We start from the raw sequence: 26577 nt of genomic DNA on the forward strand, positions 1-26577 counted from the left end.
GCGGAGCCACGAATTTCCCAAATGATTCAATGATACCTGCCGTTGCGAGGTGTATTCGCGCAAAATCGTTCAAAGGGGGTTTACGTCCCATCTTCCCATCTTGTATGCTTATTGGACAAGTTGATCTAAACTGACCATATGCATTTGAAGGCGCTGCGCGCCATCACGGGGAGGAGGTTTCGATGAAGATCACGGACATCAGGACAGCGGTCGTCGCCTATCACGGCAAGGCGACCCTGATCCGCATTGATACGGACGCCGGCATCTCCGGTTATGGCGAGGCAAATCCCGATGCAGGCGCCGCCGCAATCGTCGGGCTGATTTCGGAACTGAAGTCGGAACTGATCGGCCAGGATCCGCGCAATGTCGAATATTGCTGGGACAAGATTCGCCGTGACCATGTGTTTTCCGGTGCGCAAGCCGGCGTCTTTCTCATCGCGCTGACCGGGCTGGAGATGGCGCTCTGGGACGTGGCGGCGAAAGCCGCCGGGCAGCCGCTTTATCGCTTGTTCGGCGGCAAGTTCCGCGACCGGATAAGACTCTATGCAGATTGCGGCGATGGCGATGAGGAATCGGGATCGCCGCAGGGATGCGCGGCACGCGCGCGCCGCATGGTGGCGGAAGGCTTCACGGCGCTGAAATTCGACATCGACAATCTGCGCCACCCGGCGAAGTTCGACGCGGTGAACCATACCATCAACGGCGCCGAGTTGCGCTTCATGGTCGAGCGTGTTGCAGCGGTCCGCGATGCGATCGGCCCCGACGTCGATCTCTGCATCGACCTGCACGCGCGCTACGACGTGCTCAGCGCCAGCCGCATAGCGGCCGAGATGGAACGGTTCAACCTTCTCTGGCTGGAAGAGCCGATCCCGGCGGAAAATGTCGAGGCCCTGAAGCAGATCCGCATGCGGACCAAGACGCCGATCTGCGTCGGCGAAAATCTCTACCTGCGCTGGGGCTTCCGCGAACTGTTCCAGAACTATGGCGCCGACGTCATCATGCCTGACGTGCCGAAATGCGGCGGCCTTGCGGAAAGCCGCAAGATCGCGAATCTCGCCGAGATGTACTATGTGCCGTTCGCGCCGCATCTGGTGTCGACGCCGCTGGGCACGATGGCGACATGCCATGTCTGCGCCAGCGTTCCGAACTTCCTCGTTCTAGAGTGGCACGCGCTTGAAGAGCGGGAGGCGTGGGACAGTTACGTGCGCCTTCCGGACGGCGCGAAGTCGATCGTCGAGGACGGCCACATCGTGGTGCCTGACGTGCCCGGCATCGGCGTCGAGCTCGACATGGAAGGCGTCCGCAAGCACGCCGTGCCAGGCTTCGGCATCTTTGAATAGACCGGACCGGGCGGATTGCGCTGCCCGATCAAACAAATCCGTTGTGAGGAAATCATGGGCAAGCGGATCATCTTCACCGGCGGCAGTGGCAAGATCGGCCGGCACGTCATACCCTACCTGCTCGAGCGCGGGCATCAGGTTCTGAATCTCGACCTGACGCCGCTCGATGTGCAGGGCGTCGACACCGTCATCACCAATCTTGCGGACGCTGGCGAGACCTACAATGCCCTGACGCTGCATTTCGGGTTCAACGAATACTTCGGCGGAAGGAGCCGCGGCCCGGTCGACGCAGTGGTCCATTTCGCGGCGATCCCGCGGATATTCCTGCGACCGGATAACGCCATGTTCACCGCCAATGTGCAGTCGACCTACAATGTGATCGAAGCCGCCACCAAGCTTGGCATCCGCAAGATCGTCACTGCTTCCAGCGAAACGGTGTACGGTGTGTGCTTTGCCGAAGGCGACCGCGATTTCACATCGTTTCCTGTGGACGAGGACTATGACGTCGATCCGACCGACAGCTATGGTCTCTCCAAAGTGCTGGGGGAGAAGATTGCGCGCTCTTTCGCCTCCCGTACTGGAGCCGACGTCTACGCCCTGCGGATCGGCGGAGTCGTCGAACCGCGGGACTATGGCCGCTTCCCGGAATTCCTGGCCGACGCCTCGAAACGGCGGCGCGACGGCTGGACCTACATGGACGTGCGCGATCTCGGCCAGATCGTCGATCTGTGCATCGAGAAGGACGGCTTGGGGTTCCAGATATTCAACGCAGTCAACGACAACATCGTGGCCGAGATGCCGACGGCGGAATTTCTCAGCAAGCACGCACCCAACATACCAGTCACACGCGCCCTGGATGTATTTGAGGGACCGATCTCAAATCGGAAGCTGCGCGACATCCTTGGGTTCCGGCAAGAGTATGACTGGCGCACACAGCCTGCGGATACTTGACTGGTGGCGGAGAAGGCGGCGGTAGATGGGGATGTTCCTGAGGCCAAGGTTGGCGCAGAGACCAGATTTTCCTGAACTCAAGCAGCGCGCTGGGTAAACGTAGCACTCGGTTCACGAATATTGCCGGCGCTGCGGTGCCACATGGCTTCAGGGCCTTTGACCGGGCTAGTCCAACGTCTGCTTCCTAGCTCACGCAGTTTGGAGCTAAACGGCGGGTTGGAGGCGCAAAGCTGCCATCCGCAGACGATGCGATCGGCGAGTGTCTAGACCATCGCCTCGAATCGCCTTGGCGAACCGCTTCGTAGCCTAATGGCGGATAACGACAATGGTCGGCCCGGAGGGTCGACGTCTTCTAATGGAAGTCAACACGTTAGCGGACGGTTCGGCAACCCGTTTCCTTCATATTCTCTGGTATGGTCTGGCGAACCTAAGGAACCGGGGGAGCACTAGTTTTTACTACGCGTGGTATCTCTGTCTTGTCCCGCAAAGGGGTCGATGCATGTGACCCAGGGCATGAGCCCGACTGGTTAGGAGGCCAATAGCGGACGCGCGACTCCGAAGATATAAAAACCATAGGCCAACGTTATCCTGCGGTCCAACTCGAGGCGTAACACCCAAGTGACAACTACTCGTTTCCTTAGTATCTGGCGATCGCTCTCCGGTGTCGGCATGGCCCTCGGCATGCTGTTCTTCGCGGCCGCCCTGACGCCGACGCTCGTTCCCCGCACCGACCTGACGCAAGGCGTACTGGCGGGCGCGTGCTTCGCCATCGGCTACAGCCTTGGCGTCGCCTTGCGGTGGCTGTGGAAATATCTCGAGATTCCGGAACTGCCGCCACGGCCGCGTTTGCTGTCCAAGGCGATCATCCTGGTCCCGTGCCTCGGCCTTGCCGTTGTGGCGCTGTGGCGATCCGGTGCCTGGCAGAACTCCATCCGCGCGGTGATGGGCATGCCGGCTGTCGATGGCGCTCATCCCGTCAATGTCTGCGCCCTGGCCATTTGCATCTTCATCGTCGTGCTGGCGCTGGCGCGCCTTGTCGCTTGGCTGGTGCGCGCCATCGCCGGGGCACTGAGACGCTACATACCCCGGCGCCTGGCGAATGTCGCCGGCGCCGCTGTCGCCGTGCTGCTCATCTGGTTGCTGGTGAGCGACGTTGCGATCCGCGCGATCTTCGGCGCGCTCGACTCCTCGTTCGCCAAGTTCGACGCACTCATGGAACCGGAGCGCCAGCAGCCGAGCGAAGCCTCCAGGACCGGAAGCCCCGCCTCGCTGGTCAGGTGGGACGAGCTCGGCCGCGCCGGCCGCGAGTTCATCGCGGACGGTCCCGCCGCCGCCGAGATAGGAACCTTCACCGGCCGCCCGGCGCAACAGCCGGTCCGGGTCTATGTCGGGCTGGGAGCGGCGGACAGTGCGCAGGCCCGCGCGAAACTCGCGCTGGAGGAGCTGAAGCGGGCGGGCGGCTTCAGCAAATCCACGCTTGTGGTCATCACGCCAACCGGCACCGGATGGATCGATCCGGCCTCGATGGATGCGCTCGAATATCTGTGCCGCGGCGATGTCGCCAGCGTCGCCGCGCAATATTCCTATCTGAGCAGTCCGCTTTCGCTGCTGGCGCAGCCGGAATACGGCGCCGAGACGGCCCGCGCGCTGTTCCTCGAAATCTACGGCTACTGGACCACCCTGCCGAAGCAGTCGCGGCCGAGGCTTTATCTGCACGGACTCAGCCTTGGCGCCATGAACTCCGAAAGATCGGCCGGGCTGTTCGAGATCTTCGGCGACCCGATCAGCGGCGCACTCTGGAGCGGCCCGCCCTTCGAAAGCCGCATCTGGCGCTCGTTGAGCGATACGCGCAACAACGGCTCGCCGCAGTGGCTGCCGATCTTCCGCGACAGCAGCCTGGTCCGGTTCATGAGCCAGAACGGCCCGGCAGTGGCGCCCGACACGCCCTGGGGGCCGCTGAGGATCGTCTACCTGCAATATGCCAGCGACCCGATCGTATTCTTCGACTATCGCGACGCCTACCGGCAGCCGGATTGGATGAAGGCGCCGCGCGGGCCGGACGTCTCGCCGCAACTGAGCTGGTACCCGGTGGTGACCATGCTGCAGCTCGGTCTCGATATGGCCGTGGCGACAACCACGCCGATCGGCTACGGCCATGTCTACGCGCCGCAGGACTATGTGGAAGCCTGGAGCGCGGTGTTGGGCGTGAAGGACTGGTCGCGACAGGACCTCGCCGCCCTCAAAACCCATCTTGCCAGCAAGGTTGCAGCACAGGCCGACAGAGGCGGCTAGCTGGGGCTTCAGGGCACGGCCGAAATCAGCAGGAACATGGCGAATATGCCGAGATGGACCACTCCCTGGAGTCTCGTCGTGCGGCCCGTGCCGAGCGTGGGCGTGCTGACGAACATGGTGAGCAGAAGAAACACCGCGAGCCCCGACATCCGTTTAGGCTCACGATGCAGTCGATTTGCCACTGACGTAAATGGCGGAAAACGGCAGCGGGCGTAGGGAGCCCGCTGCCGCCAGGAGCGAGGCACGACGACGGACTGACGTGCTCGGCTCCTTGTTCCCGCAGCGGCTTGGCGGCAGACATCGCCGCGGCAAATTGCTGGATGTTCGCGGCTATCGCGGCGGCAGCATTTGGGGCGGGCGCCCTGAAACCGCCAGGCTCCAGACCGCCTTCTGTCAGGCCTTGCCCACGGGCAGCGCGACGAACCGGCTCGAGTCGTCGCGGGTGATCTGCATCAGTACGGCCTTGCGGCCAGCCTTGGCTGCATCGGCCATGGCTTTGGAGACGTCATCAGTGGTGTTCACCTTGGCCGAACTGACGGCGGTGATGACATCGCCCGGCTGGATGCCACGATCGGCCGCATCGCTATTGGGATCCACATCGGTGACGACCAGTCCTTTGCCATCGTCTGACTTGGCGATGGTCAGGCCAAGATCGGCCAATGCGTCGGCCTTGGCAGGCGAGACCTGCTTGCCGTCATCGCCGGAGGCTTGTTTGTCGCTGGACGGCAGTGTGCCGAGATCGACCTTGATCGTCTGGCTTTTGCCATTACGCAATACGGTAAGATCGACCGACTTGCCCGGCGCATAGGCGCCGATCGTGCGGGCGAGGTCTTTGGGCGAATCGACATCCTTGCCGTCGACCTGGGTGATGACGTCACCGGCGGCAATGCCTGCCTTGTTGCTGGGACCAGCGTCCTGAGCGGTCGAAACCAGTGTGCCCTTGTCGGATTTCAGACCAAGCGATTCAGCAATTTCAGCGGTGACCGGCTGGATCTGGACGCCGAGCCAACCGCGTTTGATGGAGCCTTCCTTCATCAGGTCTTTCACGACCAGCTTGGCGGTCGAGGCCGGGATGTCGAAGCCAATGCCGACACTGCCGCCCGACGGCGAGAAGATGGCTGTGTTGATACCGATCACCTGGCCATTGAGATTGAAAGTCGGGCCCCCCGAATTACCATGATTGACCGGAGCATCGATCTGGATGAAGTCGTCATAGGGGCCGGCGCCGATATCGCGGCCCCGAGCGGATACAATGCCGGAAGTGACGGTGCCGCCGAGGCCGAACGGGTTGCCGACTGCCACCACCCAATCACCGATGCGGATCTTGGAGTCGTCGGCGAAGTCGACATAGGTGAACTTGCCGCCGCCATCGACCTTCAGCACAGCCAGGTCCGTCCGCGGATCGGTGCCGACCAGCTTGGCGTCGAGTTCCTTACCGTCACTGGTGACGATGGTGAAGGACGAGCCTTCCGAGACGACGTGATTGTTGGTGACGAGATATCCGTCCTCCGAGATGAAGAAGCCTGAACCCTGTGCCACCGGGCGCGGCTTGCCGTCACCATGTTTGAAGCCGCCCTGCTGCCGGTTGTCGGGCAGGTTCTCGAAACCATCCTGATCGTCGGAACCGTCGTCGGCGACCGGCTGGACCGTGGACTTGACCTTGACGCTGACGACCGCCGGCGAAACCTGCTCGACGACATCGGCGAAGCTCGGCATCTGCGGCGCCTGGACATGCACCGCGTCGGCCAGCACGGGGGCAGTGCCGGAAACAACAGCTCCGACGCCTACAGCGCTCAGCGACACTACAGCCGCCGCCAGGCGCCGACGAGTTCCGGAATACGAATTGGGGACAATATTCATGGGGTTCCATCCTTTTGAGTGAGATGCACTGAGCATCCTTGGCCAGGATGATTAGAAGAACCTACATTACGGCATCATTTCCATATCATGAAAGTTTTGTCATTTTCATTCCATAATATTTATAAAGACAATATGTATATTTATTTTCACGAATATTGCAAATTTGTAACTTGCACGTTCGATTATTATTCAATTCTGTGACATCGAATTCGTTGGATTTGCGATGTCACGACAATCTAAATCGACACTAGAAAAAGTGAATGTGCCTTCCGATTTATTCGGAGTTTACGCGACATTGGGCCGGGGCTTGCCGGGCGGCGATTTCAGATCGAATTTCATCGCGAGTTCTCTATGTGTTGATTGCATGGCAGGCCATTTGAAGGTAGCGCGCATGGCATGGGGCGCGCCTTTGTCGCCGGGACGCCAAGAGGCCGCTCCGGGCGGTGATTTTCCGCAGGGTGAGAGCCTCCCCAGGAGGTGATTATCGTCCAAGCGAGGCGTCGAGAGGGTCTGTCGCTAGCTCGCTAAAGACCGGCGCACCGCTACCACACCACTGGCCCTCCGTCCCGCATCGCCACCGGCATTCGAGCAACACTGGTGGCGCCTGTCGCGACGGGCGTCATTGGCGGAAGACATGCTGTTCGACTAACCTCATTCATACCGCAAGCAAGAAATAAACGCTCGATCCACGTTTGGGATTCACCGCATATTCCAAGAAAACCAGGTACTGCCTTAAATTACTTGGCTTTGATGCCATCCGCAGCAGCAGGTCGCACGGCGGGATGAAGTCCACGGAGAAGCATATGAAGCGCATCATCGTCGCTGCGATCATCGCAAGCATGGCAGCCCCCACCTGGGCAATGCCCGTCGGAGCGCTAAGGCCGTCGGTTTCCGATACGGTCACGAACATTGACCTAAGGAGGCCTTCCCGCCATCGACCGGGACATGGAGTACGGCCACCGCACCACAGGCCACCCCATTATCGGCCCTCGCGTCCGCCACGCCATCACCGGCATTCGAGGAACAATAGCGGCGCCGTCGCCGCGGGCCTCATTGGCGGAATGCTGCTCGGCGGGATGGCGATCTCGGCTGCCCGCCAGCACAATCACAGCGCTTGGAACAACCATGTGAACTGGTGCTCGCAGCGGTACCGCTCCTACCGGGTCTCGGACAATAGCTGGCAGCCCTACAATGGCCCACGCCGGCAGTGCATCTCGCCCTTCTGAGTGCGCTCTGGGCTCGCTGGTGCTAGGAAGCCTACTGGGATTTGTTGAAACGGCTGAATGCAAGCTTGGACGGGAGCAAAAGCGAGCCTGGCAAAGGCCGGCGGGGCCATTGGCGTGAGCCAGCGGAAGTATCCCGCCTGTTCAAAGAGCATCTCCGCGAAGGCGTTTGCCGATCAATTGATACATGTCCGGCGTTCTGGTCGATGCGACGAATCTCGGTCCGAAAGTCGCAGGTCCGCAGGGAAGACATGGTTCTCTGTTTTCATCCACGTCGATGCGCCAGTTGGGAGGACTATTGTGCTAAAAAATCTATCGATCGCGGCAATCAGCGCCATGATGATTGTAAGCTTCAAGCATTCCGCGTTTGGCACGTCGATCGGCGCGGGCAATCCCTACCCGGTCAGTCACTACGAGTGCCAGGACGGCACGCGTCTGGCAGTGCGTCTCCTCGGGGATCGCGCTTCTGTATCCGTCAACGACGCGGCCGAGGTCGATCTGCCCTCCAAGGGACCGGAAGGAACGACGTATTCGAACGGTCAGTGGACGCTGACCATCATACAGGGACGCCTGTCCTGGGGTGTTGGCCGAGCTGTGCCATCTCTATGCGCCGGCGGTTGAGCCTCCCACCTCGCGAAAACTGATGAAGACTATCCAGTTCGGTCGCGCATTTCATCGCAGCTTTCGAGATTCCAGATACGCGTCGGCTCCTCGTGCATTGCAGTGTTTCTGGACGCCTGGTGCCTCGGCGCGGCCGGCGGCAGGAACAATGGCACCCATGACAATCTCCATCCGTCAAACCAGCGGTTAATGCATGTCGCCCAGAAGTGCGCAGCGGTTCTGGGACAACGATATGCATCAAAACAAAGACTTAAAGCGCGTCGCCTGAATCTGTTTCGACGCGACACGCTTTAATCCCAAGAGATGCGCTTCGACAATAATACCGAAAACGCACGCGCTCTGACGGCAGCGCATAAAATGCAAAGAATCCAGAAACTAGGCATTGTGTCTCCAAATATCCGAGCCACCATGCAGAATTATTGACAACGTGTTCGCATGCGCGTGATGTCGGCTTAATTCACCAAAGAGGACGAAAGATATGCGGAGATATGCACTAGCTGCCCTGTTAAGTGCCGCACTCGGCTTTGGTATTCCTCTTGCCGCTGTGTCCCCAGCGGGAGCTGTGACCGTAAATATAAATATCGGATCAAACCTTAACAACGGCCGCGCGATTACTTGCGCTCAAGGCCAGCGATTGATTCAGAGCAGAGGCTTCAGGGACGTGCGTCGCGTGGACTGCCGGGGACGCAATTTTGTTTATCACGCGCGTCGCATTGGCGGCAGCACTTTCGAAATAGTGCTGAATGCCCGTACTGGCCGCGTGGTGGATTTCCACCGCATTCGTAGATGACTCAGGGAGGCAAGGGAATGACGCAGTTGTCCGAGACCCAGCAACCCAGACGATCTGCGTGGACGAACTCGGCGATCGGAATCGTCTTTATCCTGGCAGGGATCTTCGTGTTGGGCGATCTGGCGCTGGCCACGACCATCAGCGCGCTTGTCCTGGGAATTGCGATCGTATGCGCCGGCTTTGTCGAGATCGCCCTCGCCATCTGGGCCGGCGGGTGGCGTGGTTTTCTCTGGCAGACGATGCTCGGCATCCTGTACGTCGTTTTTGGCTGCCTGCTCATCAGCTTGCCGGTGCTGGGATCTATCATCCTCACATGGGTGCTCGGTGTCGTGCTCGTGATATCTGGGCTCGGAAGAATGTCTTTGAGCCTGCGCTACCTGTCCACCGACCGATGGATGATGCTTGTTTCCGGCCTGTTCGGTCTCGCGGCTGGCTTCTTGATACTCATCGGATGGCCATCGACCGGGGTTTGGGTGATTGGGGCGTTCGTGGGTATCGACCTAGTTCTTCACGGCCTGGGCTGGCTCGTTACAGGCTTTCGGCCAACGGATACGACCCGATGATCCAACCATTTTCACCGTGACCGTTACCCGCTTTGCGGCATTGGCTCCTGTCCTGCCGCGACGGTTCTCAAGCGCGGCAAGCTTTTTGCGTAGGGTTTCATTTTGTCCTGGACGTCGCGAACGGCCCGTCGATGCGCACGATGCCGCATGATCGGGATCAGCCACCCCTCGAGACCAGCAGCGCGCCTCTGATCACATAGGAGAAGTTCGGGCGGCTCCGGAGGAGAATTCGTCGCGACAAAGCCGAGCGCAACGGACGAAGCGGCCGACAACCAATGTCGAGACCGCAGGCTTGCCAGTCGGACAGGCAAGCAAAATGAGACGTGCTGCACACTATTCGGATTTCCGGCTCAATCTTTCACCTTCTAGGATGTGTATTACGTGCCCTTGGAAAGTCTTAGCCTAGGAAGGCCCCATGTCCGATCTGATCGTCATCGTCTATCCAAACGAGGCCAAGGCTGAAGAGGTACGTCAACGGCTCATAGGACTTCAAAAGGAATACGTTATTAAACTTGGCGACGCGGTTATTGCCACGAAGACCGAGGCGGGTGCGATTAAGCTCAATCAACTTGTGAATACGACGGCGGCAGGCGCTGTATCCGGTAGCTTCTGGGGCTTGCTTATCGGTGTTCTCTTCCTGAATCCGCTGATCGGGCTTGCGGTCGGCGCCACCTCCGGAGCCCTTGGCGGCGCTTTGACGGACGTGGGTATCAACGATGCGTTCATGCGCGATCTGTCAGCCAGCATCCAGCCTGGGGACGCTGCCCTGTTCGTGCTCGCGCACGAGATGACAGCGGACAAGGTGCTCAAGGAGATCCAGGCCTTTGGCGGTGTGGTGCTTAAGACGTCGCTGGATGAGACGAAGGAGCAGGTTCTGCGCGATGCGCTTCAACGCGCTTCGGCGATGGCCGGCCAAGGCGCGGCCGCGACCGCCTGACCGCGGTCACGGAATATCCCGGAATCGGAATTCTGCTGGTCGGCAAGGGCGATGGATGGCCGGATAGCAAGTGGGCGATGCAAGCATGTCCGGCCTTGAGACAGCGGCCCTGCTTCTGATTGAAGCCATCTGCGGCGCGGGCGGAGCTTTCGCTACGACCTGGTTTTGGCGCATGGCTGCGCTGGGTTGGAAATCGTCGCGGCGGCTGGCGTCCTGGGAGGACTGACCCTGACAGGGCTGGCCGGTCGGATTCCCGCCTTGGCAAACTTCCTCGGCAACGTCGAAAATGCTGTCGATGCCACCGCTCGTGGTGTCGGCACCCTCACGCCCGGCGTGCTGATTGGCGTCGGCATTGCCGGCCTTCTTGGCGGCATCCTGTCGGTTTGTATCATCGGCCTCGTCCGGGGCGCGGGATCCGGACGTCGCTAGGGGCCCGGCCAATCGAATTTCCTGGCGGCAATCACGCGTTCCGCCGATCGGCGGACCCAAGCAACTGAGCGATCCAAAGGGTCGCCGACGATTGCGAGCAAAAAGTAACCAGCGCGATGGTGATGGGCACACCTATGAACGCGCCGAACACACCCCAAAGAAACGACCAGAAGAAGACCGAAAACAGCACCACAAAAGGCGACATCGCCAACACGTAACCGGCAACCCGCGGTTCTATGTAGCTGCCGATGACGAACTGAATGATGTTGAGGCCGGCAAAAATCGAGACGGCGGCCTGTGGCGATCCGAACTGCGCGAGCGCGTAAAGCGTCGGCAAGAATGTCGCGACGAACGGCCCGATAAACGGAATATAGTTCAAGGTGAAGGCGATAACGCCCCACTCGGCGGCAAACCGCAGTCCGAAAGCCGCCGAAAGCGCGCACACCATCGAACCGGTCGCAAGGCTCATCAATGTCCGAACCAGCATGTAACGTCGCCATTTCGATGCTGTCTGACTGCTGCCATTGATCAGTGCGGCCGCCGCCTGGGCGCTCAGCGCTACACGAGCATTGCGAGCCGCCGCTTCAGCGTCGAGAAGACCCAGAAGCACGTAAACGACGACAACGATCCAGAACGAGATCACGGTATTCAGCCTTGCGGTCACGCCCTGAGCTATCCGCACGAACCAGCCGACATTGAAATGCTCGGCCCAGGCGCCGGCCATCACGACACCGTGCCCTTCCAACCACTCGGCGAGTTGACTATAGAGTCCTTGAAAGCGGGCGCTGTCGGCGAGGACCGATCGGCCAATGCGGCCAAAACCCCAACTGGCGATCGATGCAAAGGCGAAGAATGCCAGGACGACGACACAGACGACTATCGCCAGTGCGATCAGCTTTGGAAGAAGCCGCTGCAGGTTGCGCTGCAATGGCCACACCAGCGCGATGAGGAAAAGAGCGCACACGACTGGCGCGAAAATTGAGGCAGCGGCCTGCAGCGCCCATACGACGGCGATAACCGCCAGAATATACGTAGGCGCAAAGAGCGTTCGCTTTGCCATGGTATGGTCTGTTCCCGGCCGGCTGGATGGCGTTACAGACAACTCCGAAATTGGTCCGGAAGCTTGCTCAGCGCCCAGACCAATGTCCATCGATATCGCTTAACCAGCTCGATTCGTGCTGAATAAAGCTGATCTTACGCATCGCGCCTAGCACCGTTTTGTGATGGGTCGACCCTGACGATCGCGAACCGTGTGACCCCAGCGATCACGAACCCAGCATTCGCGATGATGCGCGCGCGGTGCCGTGGCAGCGCCGACCACAGCCCCTGTGCCGCCACCGACCGCCGCGCCTACAAGGGCACCTCGACTGCCGTTTGCAAGGCCGCCGATGACCGCACCCGTTCCGGCTCCTGCCAGCGCCGTGCCTGCTGTTCGCTGTTCCGTAGCAGTACAACCCGCAGCCATCAGAGCCAAAGCAGAAACAAATATAATACTTCTCATGATTTCATCTCCTGGGTACATTTACATCCGCTCGCCAACAACGAGCATTCCGTCCAAACAATGTGCCGATTGTTCCTAAAGGATTGGGAGCGACTCCAACGCTCTATGAGCAATTCTGGGGTAGACGGTCTTTATGTGCTGGAGGCCGTCCGACAGGCACGGCCTTCAGACTATTTGGGGGGCCGACCGGCCGCCTGTACCGAGCCTGGCCGGATTGCTATCAATAGTCGACCGCATCACGAATGATGGGACATGTCATGCAATGACCCCCGCCTCGGCCACGGCCGAGCTCCGCGCCTGAGATAGTGATGACTTCTATGCCTTCCTTGCGCAGCAGCGTATTTGTGTACGTGTTGCGATCGTAGGCAAAGACGACACCAGGCGAGGCGCAAACCAAGTTGGCGCCGCTGTCCCACTGGGTGCGCTCGCGCATGTAGTCGTTGCCGCCGGTTTCAACGACGCGCATCTTCTTGAGACCAAGCGAGTCACGCACCGTCTCAATGAAACTGCCTTTGTCCTTGTGGAGTTCGACGCCCCCCTTGCCGTCAGGGCGATAGGAGAATGCGTCAATGCCGTTGACGATGTCCGGATACATCAGCACGCAGTCGCGATCGGCAAACGTGAATACCGTGTCGAGATGCATCGCCGCGCGCAGCTTAGGCATTGCGGCGACGATCACACGTTCGGCAGCTCCTTTCTCAAACAGGGCCGCCGCCACTTGGCTGATAGCCTGGCGCGAAGTGCGCTCGCTCATGCCGATAAGCACATTGCCCTTGCCGATAGGCATGACGTCCCCACCCTCGAATGTGGCAAGCCCCCAATCCCTGGTCGGGTCACCCCACCAGACATTGACCTTGCCGGCGAAGTCCGGGTGGAACTTGTATATCGACGTGGTGAGGATGGTCTCCTCGTGGCGCGCAGGCCAATAAAGGGCGTTCAGCGTCACGCCGCCATAGATCCAGCAGGTGGTGTCCCGGGTGTAGAGCGTGTTGGGCAAAGGCGGCAGCAGATATTCGTTGACGCCGGCCGCGTCACGGATCAGCGCCAGTTGTTCGCCGCCGATGCTTTCCGGGAATTCGAAGGTCGACAGCCCGCCGATCAGTGTTTCAGCGAGGTCGCGATTAGAGAGGCCGTCGAGATAGGAGCGGACCTCGTCGATGAGGCCGAGGCCGACCTGGTTCGGTACGATCTGCTGGTCGAGGATCCACTTCTTGGCTTCCGGAATGGCGACCGTCTCGGCGAGCAGATTGTGCATCTCGACCACCTCGACGCCCCTGTCGCGCATCTTGGTCATGAAGTCGAAATGATCGCGCTTGGCATTGTCTACCCAGAGCACGTCGTCGAAGAGGAGTGCGTCACAATTGCTGGGTGTCAGCCGCTGGTGGGCGCGGCCGGGAGCGCACACCATGACCTTGCGCAACTGACCAACCTCTGAATGAACGCCGAATGAAGTATTGTTTGTCATGACCTTCCTTCTTTCTGTTCAAGGTGCGATGGCGCCCGTCAGCAGCCCGTAGGCTCCGATCAGGCCAGCGATGAGCGTGACGGCGAACACGAAGAGTTCGGCGAGCGTGAACAGCTGCAATTTCTGCTCGCGCCGCGCCCAGACGTAGAGGATAGTTCCGGGCGCGAAGAGGACGGCAACAAGCAGCACGTATTTGAGCCCGGCGGCGACGAACATGAAGATCGTGTAAATCGCCGCGATCCAGGCGAAGATCTGGTCGCGGCCGCGCTGATCCGGCGTCTTTTCATAGCCAACGCCGCTACGAGCGAGCAGGATGCCGTAGCCAGCCACGAGCAGGTAGGGCAGCAACGCGGTGACGCTCGTCATGTCGAGCATGAAGTTGAACGCGTCCCGCGACCAGTAGGTGGAAATCACGAAGAGCGATACGACGATGTTGGTGAGCCAGAGTGCGTTAGCGGGAACCTTGTTGCCATTCTGCGCTGCGAAGAGCCTTGGCATGTCCTCCGACTTCGCCGCCGCGAACAGCACCTCGGCGCAGATTAGGGACCAGGCGAGATAGGCGCCGAGCACCGAGATCAGAACGCCGATCGAGATGAAGACCGCACCCCAGTGACCGACGACCGCTTCGAGAACGCCGGCCATCGACGGCTGCTGGACACCGGCGACAGCCGATTGCGGCAGAGCCGCGTAGGGCAGCAGCGTGACCGCTACCATCAGGCCTGTGACGCCGACGAAACCGAGAATCGTCGCCGTACCGACGTCGGAACGCTCCTTGGCAAAGCGGGAATAGACGCTGGCGCCCTCGATGCCGAGGAAGACGAAGACCGTGATCAGCATTGTGTCGCGCACCTGGGCGATCAGGGACTTCGGCGGCATGTCCAAGCCGCCGAAGAAATTCTCGCGGAACTGCCCGAAATGAAAGAAGAAGATCAGGAGCAGGATGAAGACCAGGATCGGCACGATCTTGGCAATCGTCACGACAGTATTGATGAAGGTCGCCTGCTCGACGCCGCGCAGGATCATGAAGTGGAAAGCCCAGATGCCGATCAACGAGACGATGATGGCGATGGCGCTGCTGCCGTCCCCAAAGATCCCGGGAAAGAACCGCCCCAGCGTCGAGCCGATGAGCACCCAATAGAAGACGTTGCCCAGGCAACTACCGAGCCAGTAGCCGAAGGCGGACAGGAAGCCCATGTAGTTGCCGAAGCCGGCCTTGGCATAGGCGAAGACGCCTGAGTCGATGTCTGGCCTCTTCTCGGCCAACGCCTGGAACACCCGCGCCAGCATGTACATGCCGGTTCCCGCAATTGCCCAGGCGATGATTGCGCCGAACGGACCTGTCGCAGTCGCGAACCGGCCAGGCAGATTGAAGATGCCCGCGCCGACCATCGATCCCACAACCATGCTGGTCAGCGCAAACAGCGAAAGCTTCTGATTTTCGTTTGAAGTCATAAACCGCTCTCCTGGCTGCGCGAACCAGAGTTCGCGATCAGACGCCTCGCCGACACGTCTCGGTCCAGCAAGGTTATGTCTGATCAGAAGCAGTAAATGCGAATATCGGCAACCGGTTAAACGAGCCAAGGCAAAGGTTTTGGACGTCAGGTATACTAGTGGGATTTTATGCCAATCACGTGGGCGCCAGATTCGAGATAGGTTGCAGGCGTAACAATGAGGCCGCTGGACCGCCGTCCGCCAAGGAATTGTTGATCCAAATTCAATGAACTCGACCGTTCAGCAAAAATTCTCGATATGGACGCTGACGGCTATGGTCGTCGGTTCGATGGTCGGCGCGGGCATCTTCTCTTTGCCGCAGGCTTTTGGTCGCGAGACCGGTCCGTTCGGGGCCATGATCGCTTGGGCCATCGCTGGCGTCGGAATGCTGATGTTGGCCTTCGTCTTCCAGACCTTGTCGGTTCGCAAGCCGGACCTCGATGCGGGCGTGTATGCCTATGCCAAGGCCGGCTTTGGCAACTATCTCGGCTTCCTCTCGGCCCTCGGTTACTGGTCTGCCGCCGTTCTCGGCAACGTTTCCTATTTCGTGCTGATAAAGTCGACGCTGGGGCTTTTCTTTCCTGTGTTCGGCGATGGCAATACCATCACGGCGATCGTCATTTCCTCGATGCTTCTGTGGATCGTACATTCGCTGATCCTGCGGGGCGTCAAGGAAGCGGCGGCGATCAACACCATTGTCACTTACGCCAAGATCATTCCGATCTTTCTCTTTATCATCTTCGTTATCTACGGCTTCAGCGCCGATGTCTTCACGGCCAATTTCTGGGGCGGGGAAGAAGTCAGCGTTGGCAGCATCGCGAGCCAGGTTCGCGGGACCATGTTGGTGACCGTATTCGTCTTTGTCGGAATCGAAGGCGCGAGCGTCTATTCGCGTTACGCACGCAACCGCGGGGATGTCGGGGTCGCGACGCTCCTTGGTTTTATCGGCGTGCTCTGTCTGCTTGTGCTGGTCACCATTCCCTCCTACGGGATCATGCTTCGTCCTGAACTGACAGCGCTGCGCAATCCCTCCATGGCCGGCGTATTGGAAGCGGTGGTCGGGCCATGGGGCGCCAAGTTCGTCAGCTTCGGCCTGCTGATCTCCGTTGCCGGTGCCTATCTGTCCTGGGTGCTGCTGGCCGCTGAAATCCTGTTCACCGCATCACATCATCAGACAATGCCGCGTTTTCTTGCGTATAAAAACAAGCATGGCGTGCCGTCGCGGGCGCTCTGGCTGACCAATACGGTCGTGCAGGTTTTTCTGGTCCTGACGCTCTTTGCTCAACAGGCCTTCAGGCTCGCTCTCGAGCTGACCAGTTCCATGATCCTCATCCCATATCTTCTTGTCGCCGCTTACGGGGTCAAGCTCGCATGGGGCGGCGAGAGCTACGAGAACGACCCCGTAGCGCGGCGTGTCGACTTCGCAAGGGCGGCGATAGCATTGATCTATACGGCCGGTCTCATCTACGCCGCCAGCGCCAAGCACCTGCTGCTCTCGGCCGTCATCTACGGACCGGGCACGATCCTCTTCGTCATGGCTCGGAAGGAGCGGGGGCAGAGGGTGTTTACTCCCGCCGAGATGGGGATGTTCGTCGTCGCCGCACTTGGCGCGGTCGCGGCAATCTACGGCATCCTTGCCGGCGCCATCGCAGTCTAGGGCCCAAAGCTGTTTCGCAGCAGAAGACCACTCAGCGTGTGCGCCCTGCTGTCAGGCTGGCTGATCTGCTGCGAGCTCGTGGCCTGGGCGCCTTGCCAGCCTTCCACGCGTGCCTCCTTTGGCGTAATGCCGAATTCCTTCCTGAACATCCGGCTATACGCCGATGGATCCGTGAAGCCCCAATCCCCGGCAATGGCGGAGATCGGGCGCCCATCCAAGCTGTCGGAAAGTATATCGCGTGTCTTGAGCAGGCGTTTGTGGCGAATATAATTCGAAACACCTCCGGCCGGTTCGAATATCCGGTAGAGGCGAGAGCGGGACACACCGAGTTCGCGGCAAAGCCTGTCGGATGCCAAGGACTGATCATTCAAACTTTGTGCAATGATTTTGGCAGCGCGCTCGGCGATCACGGCGTCGATCACACGCTTCGCCTCGGTGATGCGGTCATGTGATGGGGACACGCACGCAGCCAGCAGATTGGTGGTGGCAGTGGCAATGTGCGACACATCCACGGCCCTCAGATCGGAAAAGGAACGGTGCAGCAGAAGCATGTAGTCTGCCAGGAGTCTTTTCGACTCCTCACGTATTTCAATCCTGGACGATTGGATGAAAGGCAGGTCGCGTGGCAGGAAAACGGCAAGGAGGGCGTCGTTCTCCATCACGCATTCGTAGGGCTCTGCAAAAGATTGCAGGGTCGTTCTCACGACCTGCCAACTTCCAGGAAGCCTGCCCTTGGACAAGGGCAGGCTCAAGTACCAATTGTCCACCGAAGGGTTTTTCAAATGCCGCCAGCGACAGCGGTAGCCACTGCCAGGCAATTCGAGGAACATGACAGCCAACGTTCCCAGATCCCACACTGTTTCATGTGCTGGAAACGAATGGCTCCGTTCTTGCATAAGTTCAGTGTCGGCAACGCCTTGATACCAGGTTCGAAACAGGTCGAATTGCTTAGCAGGTGGTGCCGTGGAGGTATCGATGTCGACGGCGCATTGCAGGGACTTCTCGGCACCTGCTCCTCCAGATAGCCCGGCGGCATGAACCATAGCATCCATAGCAACTATCCGTCTTTGTTGGTGCAACACGGGTTATTGCAAGAACATTAGTTCATTCTAATATATACAACTCCGGCAAGCAATGTTGAAGGTGGATGTAATACCCTGTCTACTACCAGCATAGAAGCATGTTAATCAATCGTTAACATGCCATCTGGCCCACTTGAGGTATCCACCGGGAATTCGCGAACTGGGCTTAATTGTATCCGCCGGAAGTTGTGGAGGTGGCTGCGTGATATCCGAGGCTTATCAGACCGGTTGTGGGGGCTCTCAACTCAGTATGCAAGGCATCCCAATCATAGACCACCAGTCCATTTTTCTTGTTGGAGGCTGTACTCCCTGAAATGTCTTGTGGGACTAATGCCCGGATACCACGCGCACAACGGGAATCGGTAAGGACGATCTAGCCGCCCTCGCAGGCGTCACCGCGAGATCTTCAGCATGATCCTCATCGACAGGGACCACAGCCATGGCGCATGAAACCAGCGAGGGCCTCGGACGTCGCGACTTCATGATCGCATCGGTCGCTACGATCGGCGCTGCCGCTGCGCTCATGGCCGGGCCGGCGCAGGCGCAAACGGGCTCGGCACCTGCAAGCGCGTCTCCCGCAGGGACGTCGGGGACCGTCTATACCGGCGATGTCATCGACGGAAAGAAGGTCATCAGTTCGCTTGACATCTCGGATCTGGAACCAGGCAAGCACAGCTTTTATTTCCAGGGCGTACAGATGCCGACGGGCCAGCACTGGTACGTCTCGGTGATGGTCGCCAAGGGGGCAGCCCCAGGCAAACGACTGGGGCTGATGAGCGGCGTGCATGGCGATGAAATGAGCCCCATTCAAACCGTGCAATCCGTAATGCGTGAGCTCGATCCGGCCGCGATGTCGGGATCGGTGATGGCGGTACTCGACATTTCGCGCCCCGCAATGGAAGGCATGGAACGGAGATGGCCGAATTCGGGGCGCGGGATCGACCTGATCGACATCAATCGGTTGTTCCCTGGCAACGAGGACGCTCCCGACGCGCCGACGCGCCACGCCGGCCTGATATTCAACCGGCTTCTGCGGTCAAACCTCGACTACGGGATCGATTTTCATACAGCCGCCACGGGCATGGACGCGACGGCGTTCCACCTTGCGCGCATGGATCTCCCCGAAGTGCGGGCGATGGCGGAACTCTATCCGGTCGATCAGATTTTCGACAACTTTGGCGAGCGAGGTCTTCTCGCCAATGCCCTCATCGATGCCGGCATTCCCGCCTTCACGCCCGAGATCGGCAAGCCGCGGATCTTCGATCACGACATGATCGCCCTGTTCGTCGAAGGAACGATGAACGTCATCAAGCACCACGGAATAATTTCAGGCCCTATCGGCAGAACCAGCAAGGATTCGAGCGTTTTCGTCGCGGACGGCATGTTTCCCGTCACCGCGACGCATGGCGGTTTCATCGAATTGTTGGTCGAACTCAATGAGACCGTTCGGCCCGGACAGAAAGTTGCAGTCCAAAGGAACACCTTCGGGGAAATCGTCGCGGAATACTCCGTGCCTCTCGGCGGCGAAGTCGGCGCCAGGCGGACCGATGCAACAGCGGAGTCGGGGACTCCGATCGTATTCCTCATCTTTGACAGCGCCAATCCTGTCGGCGGCGATGTGTTGGTCGAGTAACGGGACCTGAAACGACAAGAACCGCGACACGAAGCGCCGTCCGGCAGGTGTCAGTGTCGCTCAACCGAAAGCAAAAGACATGCTGCGGCTAGGCTCGAAGTACGGTCACCTCGTTCACAGTTCTGGTTGCGGTTGTCTCAATCCCGATCTTCAACGAGTCTCTCGTCGTCTGGAGGCCTTTTCCAGGCGTAGTTTTCTCTCCGGTTTCGGGGCTGCCGCCATCGCCGGGGTGCTGACAAAGCCGTCCTTCGCGCAGACGGCCGCGCCCCCTTCCAAGATCCTGTTTCGCGAAGTCCGGCTATTCGACGGCAAGTCGGGTACGGTGAAGGACGGAGCGCAAATCCTGGTGGAGGGCGGCAGGATTTCCGGAATCGATATGACGAACGCCCCTCCCCCGGAGGACGCCACCGTCATCAAATGCCGCAATGGCGTCCTCATGCCAGGGCTCATCGACGCGCATTGGCATGCGATCTTCGCGGCGGTCCCGGTCAACATCCTGCTTAACGGCGACCCGGGGATTATCTTCGCAGCGTCCACCGCCGAGGCGGATCGCACGCTCAGTCGCGGCTTCACCACCATACGCGATCTGGGAGGTCCCTCCTTCTCCTTCAAGCAGGCTATCGACACCGGGCTGATCCCTGGCCCGCGCATCTATCCCTCCGGCGCGATGATCACGACCTCCGGGGGCCACGCCGATCTTCGCCTGCCAAGCGAGATTCCGCGCGACGGCGGCAAGCTCAGCAAAGGTGAACTCCTGGGGGGAGCGGCCATCGTCGACGATATCGGCGACCTGAAGATGCGGATCCGGGAGCAGCTTCTCCAAGGCGCGTCACAGATAAAGTTGGTGGGCGGCGGTGGCGTATCATCGCCCCGCAGTCCGCTGGACATCGTCACCTTCAGCGAAGAAGAGCTGCGGGCAGGCGTCGAGGTGGCACAGGATTGGAGCACCTACGTTACCGTGCACGCCTATACGTCTCGCGCGATACGACGCGCGCTGGCAGCTGGGGTGCAGTCGATCGAGCACGCGCATCTGATGGACGAGGACACGGCGGCGATGATCGCCGAGAAGGGCACATGGCTAAGCACCCAGCCCTTCCTGACGGCGGAGGACACCGGCCCGCTGACGGGACCTAGCGCCGACCGCGCCCAGGAGCTTTTCTCAGGGACGCCGAGGATATATGCCTTTGCTCGCAAGCATGGCATCAAGACGGCCTGGGGTTCCGACGTGCTGTTCTCGCCTGCGTTGGGTCCGCGCCAGAGCATGATGCTCACGCATTTGGCCAACTGGTACAAGAACGCCGAAGTCCTGCAGATGGCCACCTCCGGCAATGCCGAACTGCTCGCACTCTCCAATCTGCGCAACCCTTATCCGGGCAAGCTCGGCGTCATCGAAGAAGGAGCTTTCGCGGACCTTCTGATCGTGGACGGCAACCCGCTCGACGACATCCGGCTGATCGAGGATCCGCATAAGAACTTCGTCGTCATCATGAAGGACGGCCGGCTTCACAAGAGCACCCTTTGAGAGTCAGCGGAAAACCGTATGCCGCCTTCACTTCCCAGCAATCAGTTAATCCGACACGGCCTCATGGTCCTGACGAAGCAAGGCCGCGAGAAAATCTCGACTAGGCAGTCGTCGTCATCGGGAAATCTCGCCGCGAGGCAACCAGACAGGCTCCTGACGCTCCGTCCGGCAGACTTCTTCCTGATACTTTCCATTGAGCGCTCTCGGCTCTCTTCTCTGCCCGCAGGGTGCGAGATCGATATTTAGAACCTGCATGGAACGGGGACATGCCAGAAAAATCGGATCACCCACCTGCAACGCCATATGAACGGGCCGAAATCGAGCAGGGCAAGTGGCGCAGGTTTCTGCTCTTTGGGCTCCTCCTGCTTGCGGGCGGCGTGTTTTCAGTCGCAGTTCCCAGCGTTTCCAATTTCGCATCCAACGTCGTGTTCGCCGTGGCCCTGATGGCAGTCGGCGTCATCAAGGTCATCCAATCACTCTGGATCAAAAGTTGGGTGGGCTTCGTGTGGCAGGAACTGACCGGCTTCTTCGAGCTCATCGGTGGCATCATGATTTACTTCAATCCTATCAAAGCATCGGCCGCAATATCACTGTTCATAGCGTTTGTACTATTTGTCCACGGTGTTCTTCAATTGATCATCGCCGCTGAAGTCAGGAAAGTCGGCGGCTGGTATTGGTTCGCCGTTTCCGGAATCGTGGCCATATTCGCTGCTTTCTCCATACTGCTGAAGTGGCCGATCGTCAGAGAGATGCCGACTGGCTTGGTGGCCGGATTTTCCATGATGATTGCTGGACTGGCGTATCTCGTCATTGCGCTGAGCGTGCGCAGGACGAAGATTTTGTCTTGAGAGCAGGATCCGACGATGATGAAAAGCAATTTTGACTTTCGAGCCAGGGTCGTGGCGGCCGCATTGCTAGTCGGCGTGGCCGGCTTCGCGGGAGCGGCACGTGCGCAGACCGCGGCGACGGTGCCAGTGGTCGTGCAGAAGGTCCAGTCCGGTCCGGCAAACGCGCCGCTGACATACAACGCGCAGGTCGAGGCGATCGATGCGGTCGACATTCAGGCGCGCGCGTCCGGCCTGCTCAAGGAGATCAGGTTCTCCGAAGGCCAGCACGTGAAGGAGGGCGATCTGCTTTTCGAAATCGAGCCGGATCAACTGTCGGCGGCGGTAATGTCCGCACAGGCGCAGGTGGCCAGGACCGAAGCCACCCGCAACGCCGCGCGACAAAGCCTCTCACGCGCCAGGGACCTGCTCAGCCGCAGGACTATTTCTCAGGCCACGTTGGATGACGCGCAGGCTGCATTCGATGTCGCCGCGGCGGATGTTCAAAGCGCCAATGCAGCCCTCAATACGGCCGAACTCAATCTTTCCTATGCTCAGATCAGGTCTCCCATCAATGGCACCATCGGCCGCTCCCTGGCGACGCGCGGTAATCTCGTAGGGCCCGGCTCCGGATCATTGGCGCGCATCGTACAACTCGATCCTATCCGCGTCGCATTCTCGATCGCTGACAGCACTTTGGTCGACATCAGGCAGAAACTTGCCGGTGGCCAGAAGATCGATGCGAACAAATTCCACCTGAGTCTGTCTCTCGCCAACGGCACACAATTTGCTTTGCCGGGGCGGGTGCAGTTCATCGACAACGAGGTCAATCAGCAGACCGGTACCGTCGCTGTCCGCGCGCTGTTCCCCAACCCCGACCACATTTTGGCGCCTGGCCAGTTCGTCCGGCTAACAATCGTCGACGAAGAAGCCAGGAAATTGCCGATGGTGCCGATGGCGTCCGTTCTTCAGGACCGCCAGGGCAAGTTCGTCTTCGTGCTCAACGACAACAATACCGTGACCAGGCAGGCGATCACGACCGGTGCGCGCATCGACAATCGCTGGGCGGCGACGAGCGGATTGGAAGGCGGCGAAACGATCGTCGTCGAGGGCCTGCAACGCGTTTCCGATGGTCAGCAGGTCAACCCCCGCGAAGCGGAGGATACGCCATGATCTCGGACCTCTTCATCAGCCGCACCCGGCTCGCGATCGTCGTCTCGATCATCATTTCGATCGCCGGCGGGATCGCGGTGTTTTCTCTTCCCATACAGCAGTATCCGCAGATCACCCCTCCAACGGTGACGGTGTCGGCCTCCTATCCGGGAGCAAGCGCGGAAGTCATCGCCGACGTGGTGGGCGGCCCGCTGGAGACGGCCATCAATGGCGTGGATCACATGATGTACATGTCGTCCACCAGCTCCAATGCCGGCCAATACACGCTATCGGTGACCTTTGAGGTCGGAACCGATCCCGAGACAGCGCAGATCAACGTGCAGAACCGCGCTCAGCTGGCGATCTCGCGCCTGCCGGCGGCGGTCGCGCAGCAAGGTGTCTCCGTGCGTGCCCGCTCGCCGGATTTTATCCTCGGCATCGCTTTCTATTCGTCGGACGACAGCCTCGATGCGCTGGCGATCACGAATTTCATCACCACAACCGTCGCCGACACGATATCGCGTGTGCGGGGCGTCGGCGAGGCTTCGGTCGCCGGAGCTTCGGAATACTCGATGAGGGTGTGGCTCAACCCGCAGCGCATGGATGCGCTTGGCCTGACGCCCGACGATGTCTCGGCCGCCATCCAGCGGCAAAACATCCAGGCGACGCTCGGACAGGCCGGCGCGCCCCCGCAGGCGCAGGGCTCGGAGCTGCAATACACTCTGGTCGCGCAGGGGCGGCTGAGAAGCGTCGAGGAATTCGGGGACATCGTCGTGCGCACGGGCTCGGCGGGGGCCAAGGTCTACCTGCGCGACATCGCGCGGCTCGAGCTTGGCGCACTAAGCTATGCTTCGAGCGCCAGCTTTGCCGGACACGCCTCGGCGATGATGCAGATCAACCAGTCGCCCGGCGCCAACGCCATCCAGACCGCGGCGTCGGTCCGCGCCGAACTGGAGCGCCTCTCGTCACGTTTTCCCAAAGGCATGCAGTATCACATCGTCTACGATGCGACCCGCTTCGTGAATGCCAGCATCTCGCTAACGGCCAGAACCCTGCTTGAGGCGTTCCTGATCGTTCTCGCAGTCACCTACGTCTTCCTGCAGGATTGGCGCGCCATGTTCATCTCGGCGCTTGCCATCCCGGTTTCCATGCTCGGCGCCTTGGCGGTGCTGTTTGCCGCCGGCTATTCGCTGAACATGATTTCTCTTTTGGCGCTGGTGCTGGCGATCGGCCTGGTGGTGGACGATGCCATCCTTGTCGTCGAGAACGTCAAGCATGTGCTGGAGGATACCCCTGACATCGCGGTCGCCGACGCCACGCGCAAGGCGATGCACCAGATCACCGGGCCGATCATTTCCACGACCTTGGTGCTGCTTGCCGTGGTGACGCCGACTGCGTTTCTCGGCGGCATAGGCGGCCAGCTCTACCGGCAGTTCGCCGTGACGCTGTCTTCGGCGCTGGTGATTTCCTCCTTTGTCGGATTGACCCTAAGCCCGGCGCTGGCCGCACTGCTTTTGCGGCGCGATATGGGCCATTTCAAGCGTGGCCCGCTGGCCTGGTTCACGGCATTCATGAACAAGACGCGCGACGGCTATGGACGCCTCGTCGGGTTTCTGGTGCGGCATTGGTACGTGCCGGTGGCGGGATTGCTTGCCTGTTTTGCCGCCGCCTATCTGATCTTCACCGGGCTACCGTCGACTTTCCTGCCCGACGAGGACCAAGGCGCGCTGTTCGTCGACATCCAGTTGCCCAATGCCGCTTCGCTCGACCGCACGAAAGCCATCGTGGAGGACGTGCGCAAGATTCTGACCGACACCGGAGGCGTGCAAGACGTCATCACGGTTGCGGGGTTCAGCATCCTTCAGTCGACGAGTTCGCCGAGCGGCGCAATGGCAGTCGCGGCGCTGAAGCCCTGGGACGAGCGCACGTCCAGCGAACTGCAGCTAGCCGGCATCCTGCAGGCGCTGCGGATGAAGTTCTCCCAAATCCCGGGCGCGAACGTCGCCGTCTTTGCTCCGCCGGCGATTGCCGGCATCGGCTCGGTCGGTGGCCTGGACTTTCGCCTGCAAGCGCTTGAAGGGCAACCGCCGCAGGAGATCGCGCAGGTCGTCGGCGCCCTACTCGGTACCTTCAATCACCTGCCGGAGCTCGGCGGCGCCGCCACCACCTTCAGCGCCAATGTCCCGCAGGTCTATGTCGATGTCGACAGGACGCGCGCCGAAGCGCTTGGGGTAAGCGTGTCGGACGTCTATTCCACCATCGGCGCGGCCTTCGGATCGCGCTACGTAAATGATTTTACGCTCAATGGCCGCGTGTTCCAGGTCAATCTGCAGGCCGATGCCGATTTCCGTGCCCATGCGGAAGACATCTTGAACCTGCATGTGCGTAGCCGGAACGGCACCATGGTGCCCTTGAACAATCTGGCGTCGTTGACGACGATCCTGTCGCCATTCGCCATCCAGCGTTACAATCTCTCGGTCGCCGCTCCCATAAACGCCATTACCGCACCTGGAAGCAGCAGCGGCGGCGCCATGGACGCGATGGAGAAGACAGTGGCCCAGCTGTTGCCGAATGGCTATGGCTTCGAGTGGTCAGGCCTGTCGTTTCAAGAGCGCCGCGGCAGTGGCCAGGAGGGGCTGGTCTTTGCGCTGGCGTTCCTCTTTGCCTATCTCTTCCTTGTCGCCCAATACGAGAGCTGGTCGCTTCCGTTGATCGTCATCCTTTCGCTCGGAGCGGCTCTCTTCGGCGCCATAGCGGCATTGAAGGTCTTCGGGTTGCAGAACAGCCTCTACGTGCAGATCGCCATCGTGCTGCTGATCGGACTGGCGGCGAAGAATGCCATCCTGATCGTGGAATTCGCCAAGGAGCGGCGCGATGAGGGACTAAGCATAATGGAGGCGGCGCGGATCGGGGCCGAGCAGCGCTTCCGGGCCGTCATGATGACCGCGGTTTCCTTCATCCTCGGGATCATTCCTCTTGTCGTGTCGACTGGCGCCGGCGCGGGCGCGCGGCGGGCTGTTGGCGTCACAATTTTCGGGGGCATGGCCGCGGCTACGACGATTGGCCTGTTGATCATCCCCTCCGTCTATTTTGTCGTCCAGAAAGCAACCGAGTATCTGTCGTCCCGGCGTCCGGGAGATCGTACGGAACGCCTCGACGCGATCGAACCATCACATTGAGGTTCGTTCTCGCCAAAGGGCGGTCGAGATGGCCCGCGGCAACCATTTATGTTCTTGGAATCTCA

At 60.1% G+C, this 26577-nt stretch carries 22 protein-coding genes; 14 read left to right on the forward strand and 8 right to left on the reverse strand.

The annotated features are described in order from the left end of the window. Positions 1 to 182: 182 nt before the first annotated feature. From ACIU1A_RS17145 to ACIU1A_RS17155, 3 genes are all read left to right on the forward strand, one after another. On the forward strand, positions 183 to 1340 hold the full coding sequence (locus tag ACIU1A_RS17145) for a mandelate racemase/muconate lactonizing enzyme family protein (RefSeq protein ID WP_140521323.1): 1158 nt from the start codon (positions 183 to 185) through the stop codon (positions 1338 to 1340). Positions 1341 to 1394: 54 nt separating this feature from the next. Continuing rightward, positions 1395 to 2291: an NAD(P)-dependent oxidoreductase gene (locus tag ACIU1A_RS17150; RefSeq protein ID WP_140521322.1), complete on the forward strand. Its 897-nt coding sequence runs from the start codon at positions 1395 to 1397 to the stop codon at positions 2289 to 2291. Between the two features lie 669 nt (positions 2292 to 2960). Continuing rightward, on the forward strand, positions 2961 to 4583 hold the full coding sequence (locus ACIU1A_RS17155) for an alpha/beta hydrolase (RefSeq protein WP_404927943.1): 1623 nt from the start codon (positions 2961 to 2963) through the stop codon (positions 4581 to 4583). 8 nt (positions 4584 to 4591) lie between these two features. Here the strand turns inward: ACIU1A_RS17155 and ACIU1A_RS17160 are convergent, their stop codons facing one another. The 3 genes from ACIU1A_RS17160 to ACIU1A_RS17170 form a co-directional block, all read right to left on the reverse strand. After that, on the reverse strand, positions 4592 to 4732 hold the full coding sequence (locus ACIU1A_RS17160; protein ID WP_404924750.1) for a hypothetical protein: 141 nt from the start codon (positions 4730 to 4732) through the stop codon (positions 4592 to 4594). A 244-nt stretch (positions 4733 to 4976) separates the two neighbouring features. Further along, positions 4977 to 6443, reverse strand: a complete 1467-nt coding sequence (locus ACIU1A_RS17165; RefSeq protein ID WP_404924751.1) for a Do family serine endopeptidase — start codon at positions 6441 to 6443, stop codon at positions 4977 to 4979. Positions 6444 to 7098: 655 nt separating this feature from the next. Next, positions 7099 to 7347 (reverse strand): hypothetical protein, encoded by a 249-nt coding sequence (locus ACIU1A_RS17170; protein WP_404924752.1) that lies wholly within the window; start codon positions 7345 to 7347, stop codon positions 7099 to 7101. Between the two features lie 172 nt (positions 7348 to 7519). Here ACIU1A_RS17170 and ACIU1A_RS17175 point away from each other — a divergent pair, with 172 nt between their 5' ends. The 5 genes from ACIU1A_RS17175 (at position 7520) to ACIU1A_RS17195 (ending at position 11006) form a co-directional block, all read left to right on the forward strand. Continuing rightward, complete coding sequence (locus ACIU1A_RS17175; RefSeq protein ID WP_224618859.1) at positions 7520 to 7669, forward strand: BA14K family protein; 150 nt, start codon at positions 7520 to 7522, stop codon at positions 7667 to 7669. A 57-nt stretch (positions 7670 to 7726) separates the two neighbouring features. Further along, entirely contained in the window at positions 7727 to 8287 is a 561-nt protein-coding gene (locus ACIU1A_RS17180; protein WP_404924753.1) for a hypothetical protein, read from the forward strand. A gap of 807 nt (positions 8288 to 9094) precedes the next feature. Continuing rightward, a complete protein-coding gene (locus ACIU1A_RS17185; protein ID WP_181165256.1) occupies positions 9095 to 9640 on the forward strand; it encodes an HdeD family acid-resistance protein in 546 nt (181 codons plus the stop codon). Positions 9641 to 10055: 415 nt separating this feature from the next. Further along, positions 10056 to 10577 carry a DUF1269 domain-containing protein gene (locus ACIU1A_RS17190; RefSeq protein ID WP_140499392.1) on the forward strand — a complete coding sequence of 174 codons (522 nt, stop codon included), beginning with the start codon at positions 10056 to 10058 and terminating at the stop codon, positions 10575 to 10577. 186 nt (positions 10578 to 10763) lie between these two features. Continuing rightward, entirely contained in the window at positions 10764 to 11006 is a 243-nt protein-coding gene (locus ACIU1A_RS17195) for a hypothetical protein (RefSeq protein WP_404924754.1), read from the forward strand. Positions 11007 to 11037: 31 nt separating this feature from the next. Here the strand turns inward: ACIU1A_RS17195 and ACIU1A_RS17200 are convergent, their stop codons facing one another. From ACIU1A_RS17200 to ACIU1A_RS17215, 4 genes are all read right to left on the reverse strand, one after another. Next, positions 11038 to 12066, reverse strand: a complete 1029-nt coding sequence (locus ACIU1A_RS17200) for an AI-2E family transporter (RefSeq protein ID WP_404927944.1) — start codon at positions 12064 to 12066, stop codon at positions 11038 to 11040. Between the two features lie 147 nt (positions 12067 to 12213). Next, a complete protein-coding gene (locus ACIU1A_RS17205; RefSeq protein WP_348640490.1) occupies positions 12214 to 12528 on the reverse strand; it encodes a YMGG-like glycine zipper-containing protein in 315 nt (104 codons plus the stop codon). 199 nt (positions 12529 to 12727) lie between these two features. Further along, entirely contained in the window at positions 12728 to 13972 is a 1245-nt protein-coding gene (gene arcA / locus ACIU1A_RS17210) for an arginine deiminase (protein ID WP_140499398.1), read from the reverse strand. 18 nt (positions 13973 to 13990) lie between these two features. After that, complete coding sequence (locus ACIU1A_RS17215; RefSeq protein ID WP_404924755.1) at positions 13991 to 15424, reverse strand: basic amino acid/polyamine antiporter; 1434 nt, start codon at positions 15422 to 15424, stop codon at positions 13991 to 13993. Between the two features lie 265 nt (positions 15425 to 15689). Here ACIU1A_RS17215 and ACIU1A_RS17220 point away from each other — a divergent pair, with 265 nt between their 5' ends. Continuing rightward, complete coding sequence (locus ACIU1A_RS17220) at positions 15690 to 17120, forward strand: basic amino acid/polyamine antiporter (RefSeq protein WP_404924756.1); 1431 nt, start codon at positions 15690 to 15692, stop codon at positions 17118 to 17120. On the opposite strand, the gene ACIU1A_RS17225 is transcribed toward ACIU1A_RS17220, so the two are convergent. Next, positions 17117 to 18172, reverse strand: coding sequence for a helix-turn-helix domain-containing protein (locus ACIU1A_RS17225; protein WP_140499403.1), 1056 nt, complete (start codon positions 18170 to 18172; stop codon positions 17117 to 17119). The two genes, ACIU1A_RS17220 and ACIU1A_RS17225, sit on opposite strands and share 4 nt — an antisense overlap. Before the next feature lie 469 nt (positions 18173 to 18641). On the opposite strand from ACIU1A_RS17225, the gene ACIU1A_RS17230 reads away from it, so the two are divergent. The 5 genes from ACIU1A_RS17230 (at position 18642) to ACIU1A_RS17250 (ending at position 26512) form a co-directional block, all read left to right on the forward strand. Next, the gene (locus tag ACIU1A_RS17230; protein ID WP_140898719.1) at positions 18642 to 19835 is read left to right on the forward strand and encodes a succinylglutamate desuccinylase/aspartoacylase family protein; all 1194 of its coding nucleotides are present in this window, start codon (positions 18642 to 18644) and stop codon (positions 19833 to 19835) included. A 79-nt stretch (positions 19836 to 19914) separates the two neighbouring features. After that, positions 19915 to 21357 carry an amidohydrolase family protein gene (locus tag ACIU1A_RS17235; RefSeq protein WP_140584251.1) on the forward strand — a complete coding sequence of 481 codons (1443 nt, stop codon included), beginning with the start codon at positions 19915 to 19917 and terminating at the stop codon, positions 21355 to 21357. Between the two features lie 266 nt (positions 21358 to 21623). Next, positions 21624 to 22205 (forward strand): HdeD family acid-resistance protein, encoded by a 582-nt coding sequence (locus ACIU1A_RS17240; RefSeq protein WP_140499407.1) that lies wholly within the window; start codon positions 21624 to 21626, stop codon positions 22203 to 22205. A gap of 15 nt (positions 22206 to 22220) precedes the next feature. Then, positions 22221 to 23354: an efflux RND transporter periplasmic adaptor subunit gene (locus ACIU1A_RS17245; protein WP_140672428.1), complete on the forward strand. Its 1134-nt coding sequence runs from the start codon at positions 22221 to 22223 to the stop codon at positions 23352 to 23354. Further along, complete coding sequence (locus ACIU1A_RS17250) at positions 23351 to 26512, forward strand: efflux RND transporter permease subunit (RefSeq protein WP_404924757.1); 3162 nt, start codon at positions 23351 to 23353, stop codon at positions 26510 to 26512. The genes ACIU1A_RS17245 and ACIU1A_RS17250 overlap by 4 nt, the downstream gene beginning before the upstream one ends. Positions 26513 to 26577 lie beyond the last annotated feature (65 nt).

Origin of the sequence: Mesorhizobium maamorense, assembly GCF_044998965.1 — a bacterium.
Classification (GTDB): domain Bacteria; phylum Pseudomonadota; class Alphaproteobacteria; order Rhizobiales; family Rhizobiaceae; genus Mesorhizobium.

Bases quoted from the DNA above. Each gene is read 5' to 3' on its own strand.
- ACIU1A_RS17145 (WP_140521323.1), top strand. From the start codon at position 183: ATGAAGATCACGGACATCAGGACAGCGGTCGTCGCCTATCACGGCAAG.
- ACIU1A_RS17150 (WP_140521322.1), top strand. From the start codon at position 1,395: ATGGGCAAGCGGATCATCTTCACCGGCGGCAGTGGCAAGATCGGCCGG.
- ACIU1A_RS17155 (WP_404927943.1), top strand. From the start codon at position 2,961: ATGGCCCTCGGCATGCTGTTCTTCGCGGCCGCCCTGACGCCGACGCTC.
- ACIU1A_RS17160 (WP_404924750.1), bottom strand. From the start codon at position 4,732: ATGTCGGGGCTCGCGGTGTTTCTTCTGCTCACCATGTTCGTCAGCACG.
- ACIU1A_RS17165 (WP_404924751.1), bottom strand. From the start codon at position 6,443: ATGAATATTGTCCCCAATTCGTATTCCGGAACTCGTCGGCGCCTGGCG.
- ACIU1A_RS17175 (WP_224618859.1), top strand. From the start codon at position 7,520: ATGGCGATCTCGGCTGCCCGCCAGCACAATCACAGCGCTTGGAACAAC.
- ACIU1A_RS17180 (WP_404924753.1), top strand. From the start codon at position 7,727: ATGCAAGCTTGGACGGGAGCAAAAGCGAGCCTGGCAAAGGCCGGCGGG.
- ACIU1A_RS17185 (WP_181165256.1), top strand. From the start codon at position 9,095: ATGACGCAGTTGTCCGAGACCCAGCAACCCAGACGATCTGCGTGGACG.
- ACIU1A_RS17190 (WP_140499392.1), top strand. From the start codon at position 10,056: ATGTCCGATCTGATCGTCATCGTCTATCCAAACGAGGCCAAGGCTGAA.
- ACIU1A_RS17200 (WP_404927944.1), bottom strand. From the start codon at position 12,066: ATGGCAAAGCGAACGCTCTTTGCGCCTACGTATATTCTGGCGGTTATC.
- ACIU1A_RS17205 (WP_348640490.1), bottom strand. From the start codon at position 12,528: ATGTACCCAGGAGATGAAATCATGAGAAGTATTATATTTGTTTCTGCT.
- arcA (WP_140499398.1), bottom strand. From the start codon at position 13,972: ATGACAAACAATACTTCATTCGGCGTTCATTCAGAGGTTGGTCAGTTG.
- ACIU1A_RS17215 (WP_404924755.1), bottom strand. From the start codon at position 15,424: ATGACTTCAAACGAAAATCAGAAGCTTTCGCTGTTTGCGCTGACCAGC.
- ACIU1A_RS17220 (WP_404924756.1), top strand. From the start codon at position 15,690: ATGAACTCGACCGTTCAGCAAAAATTCTCGATATGGACGCTGACGGCT.
- ACIU1A_RS17225 (WP_140499403.1), bottom strand. From the start codon at position 18,172: ATGGATGCTATGGTTCATGCCGCCGGGCTATCTGGAGGAGCAGGTGCC.
- ACIU1A_RS17230 (WP_140898719.1), top strand. From the start codon at position 18,642: ATGGCGCATGAAACCAGCGAGGGCCTCGGACGTCGCGACTTCATGATC.
- ACIU1A_RS17235 (WP_140584251.1), top strand. From the start codon at position 19,915: ATGCTGCGGCTAGGCTCGAAGTACGGTCACCTCGTTCACAGTTCTGGT.
- ACIU1A_RS17240 (WP_140499407.1), top strand. From the start codon at position 21,624: ATGCCAGAAAAATCGGATCACCCACCTGCAACGCCATATGAACGGGCC.
- ACIU1A_RS17245 (WP_140672428.1), top strand. From the start codon at position 22,221: ATGATGAAAAGCAATTTTGACTTTCGAGCCAGGGTCGTGGCGGCCGCA.
- ACIU1A_RS17250 (WP_404924757.1), top strand. From the start codon at position 23,351: ATGATCTCGGACCTCTTCATCAGCCGCACCCGGCTCGCGATCGTCGTC.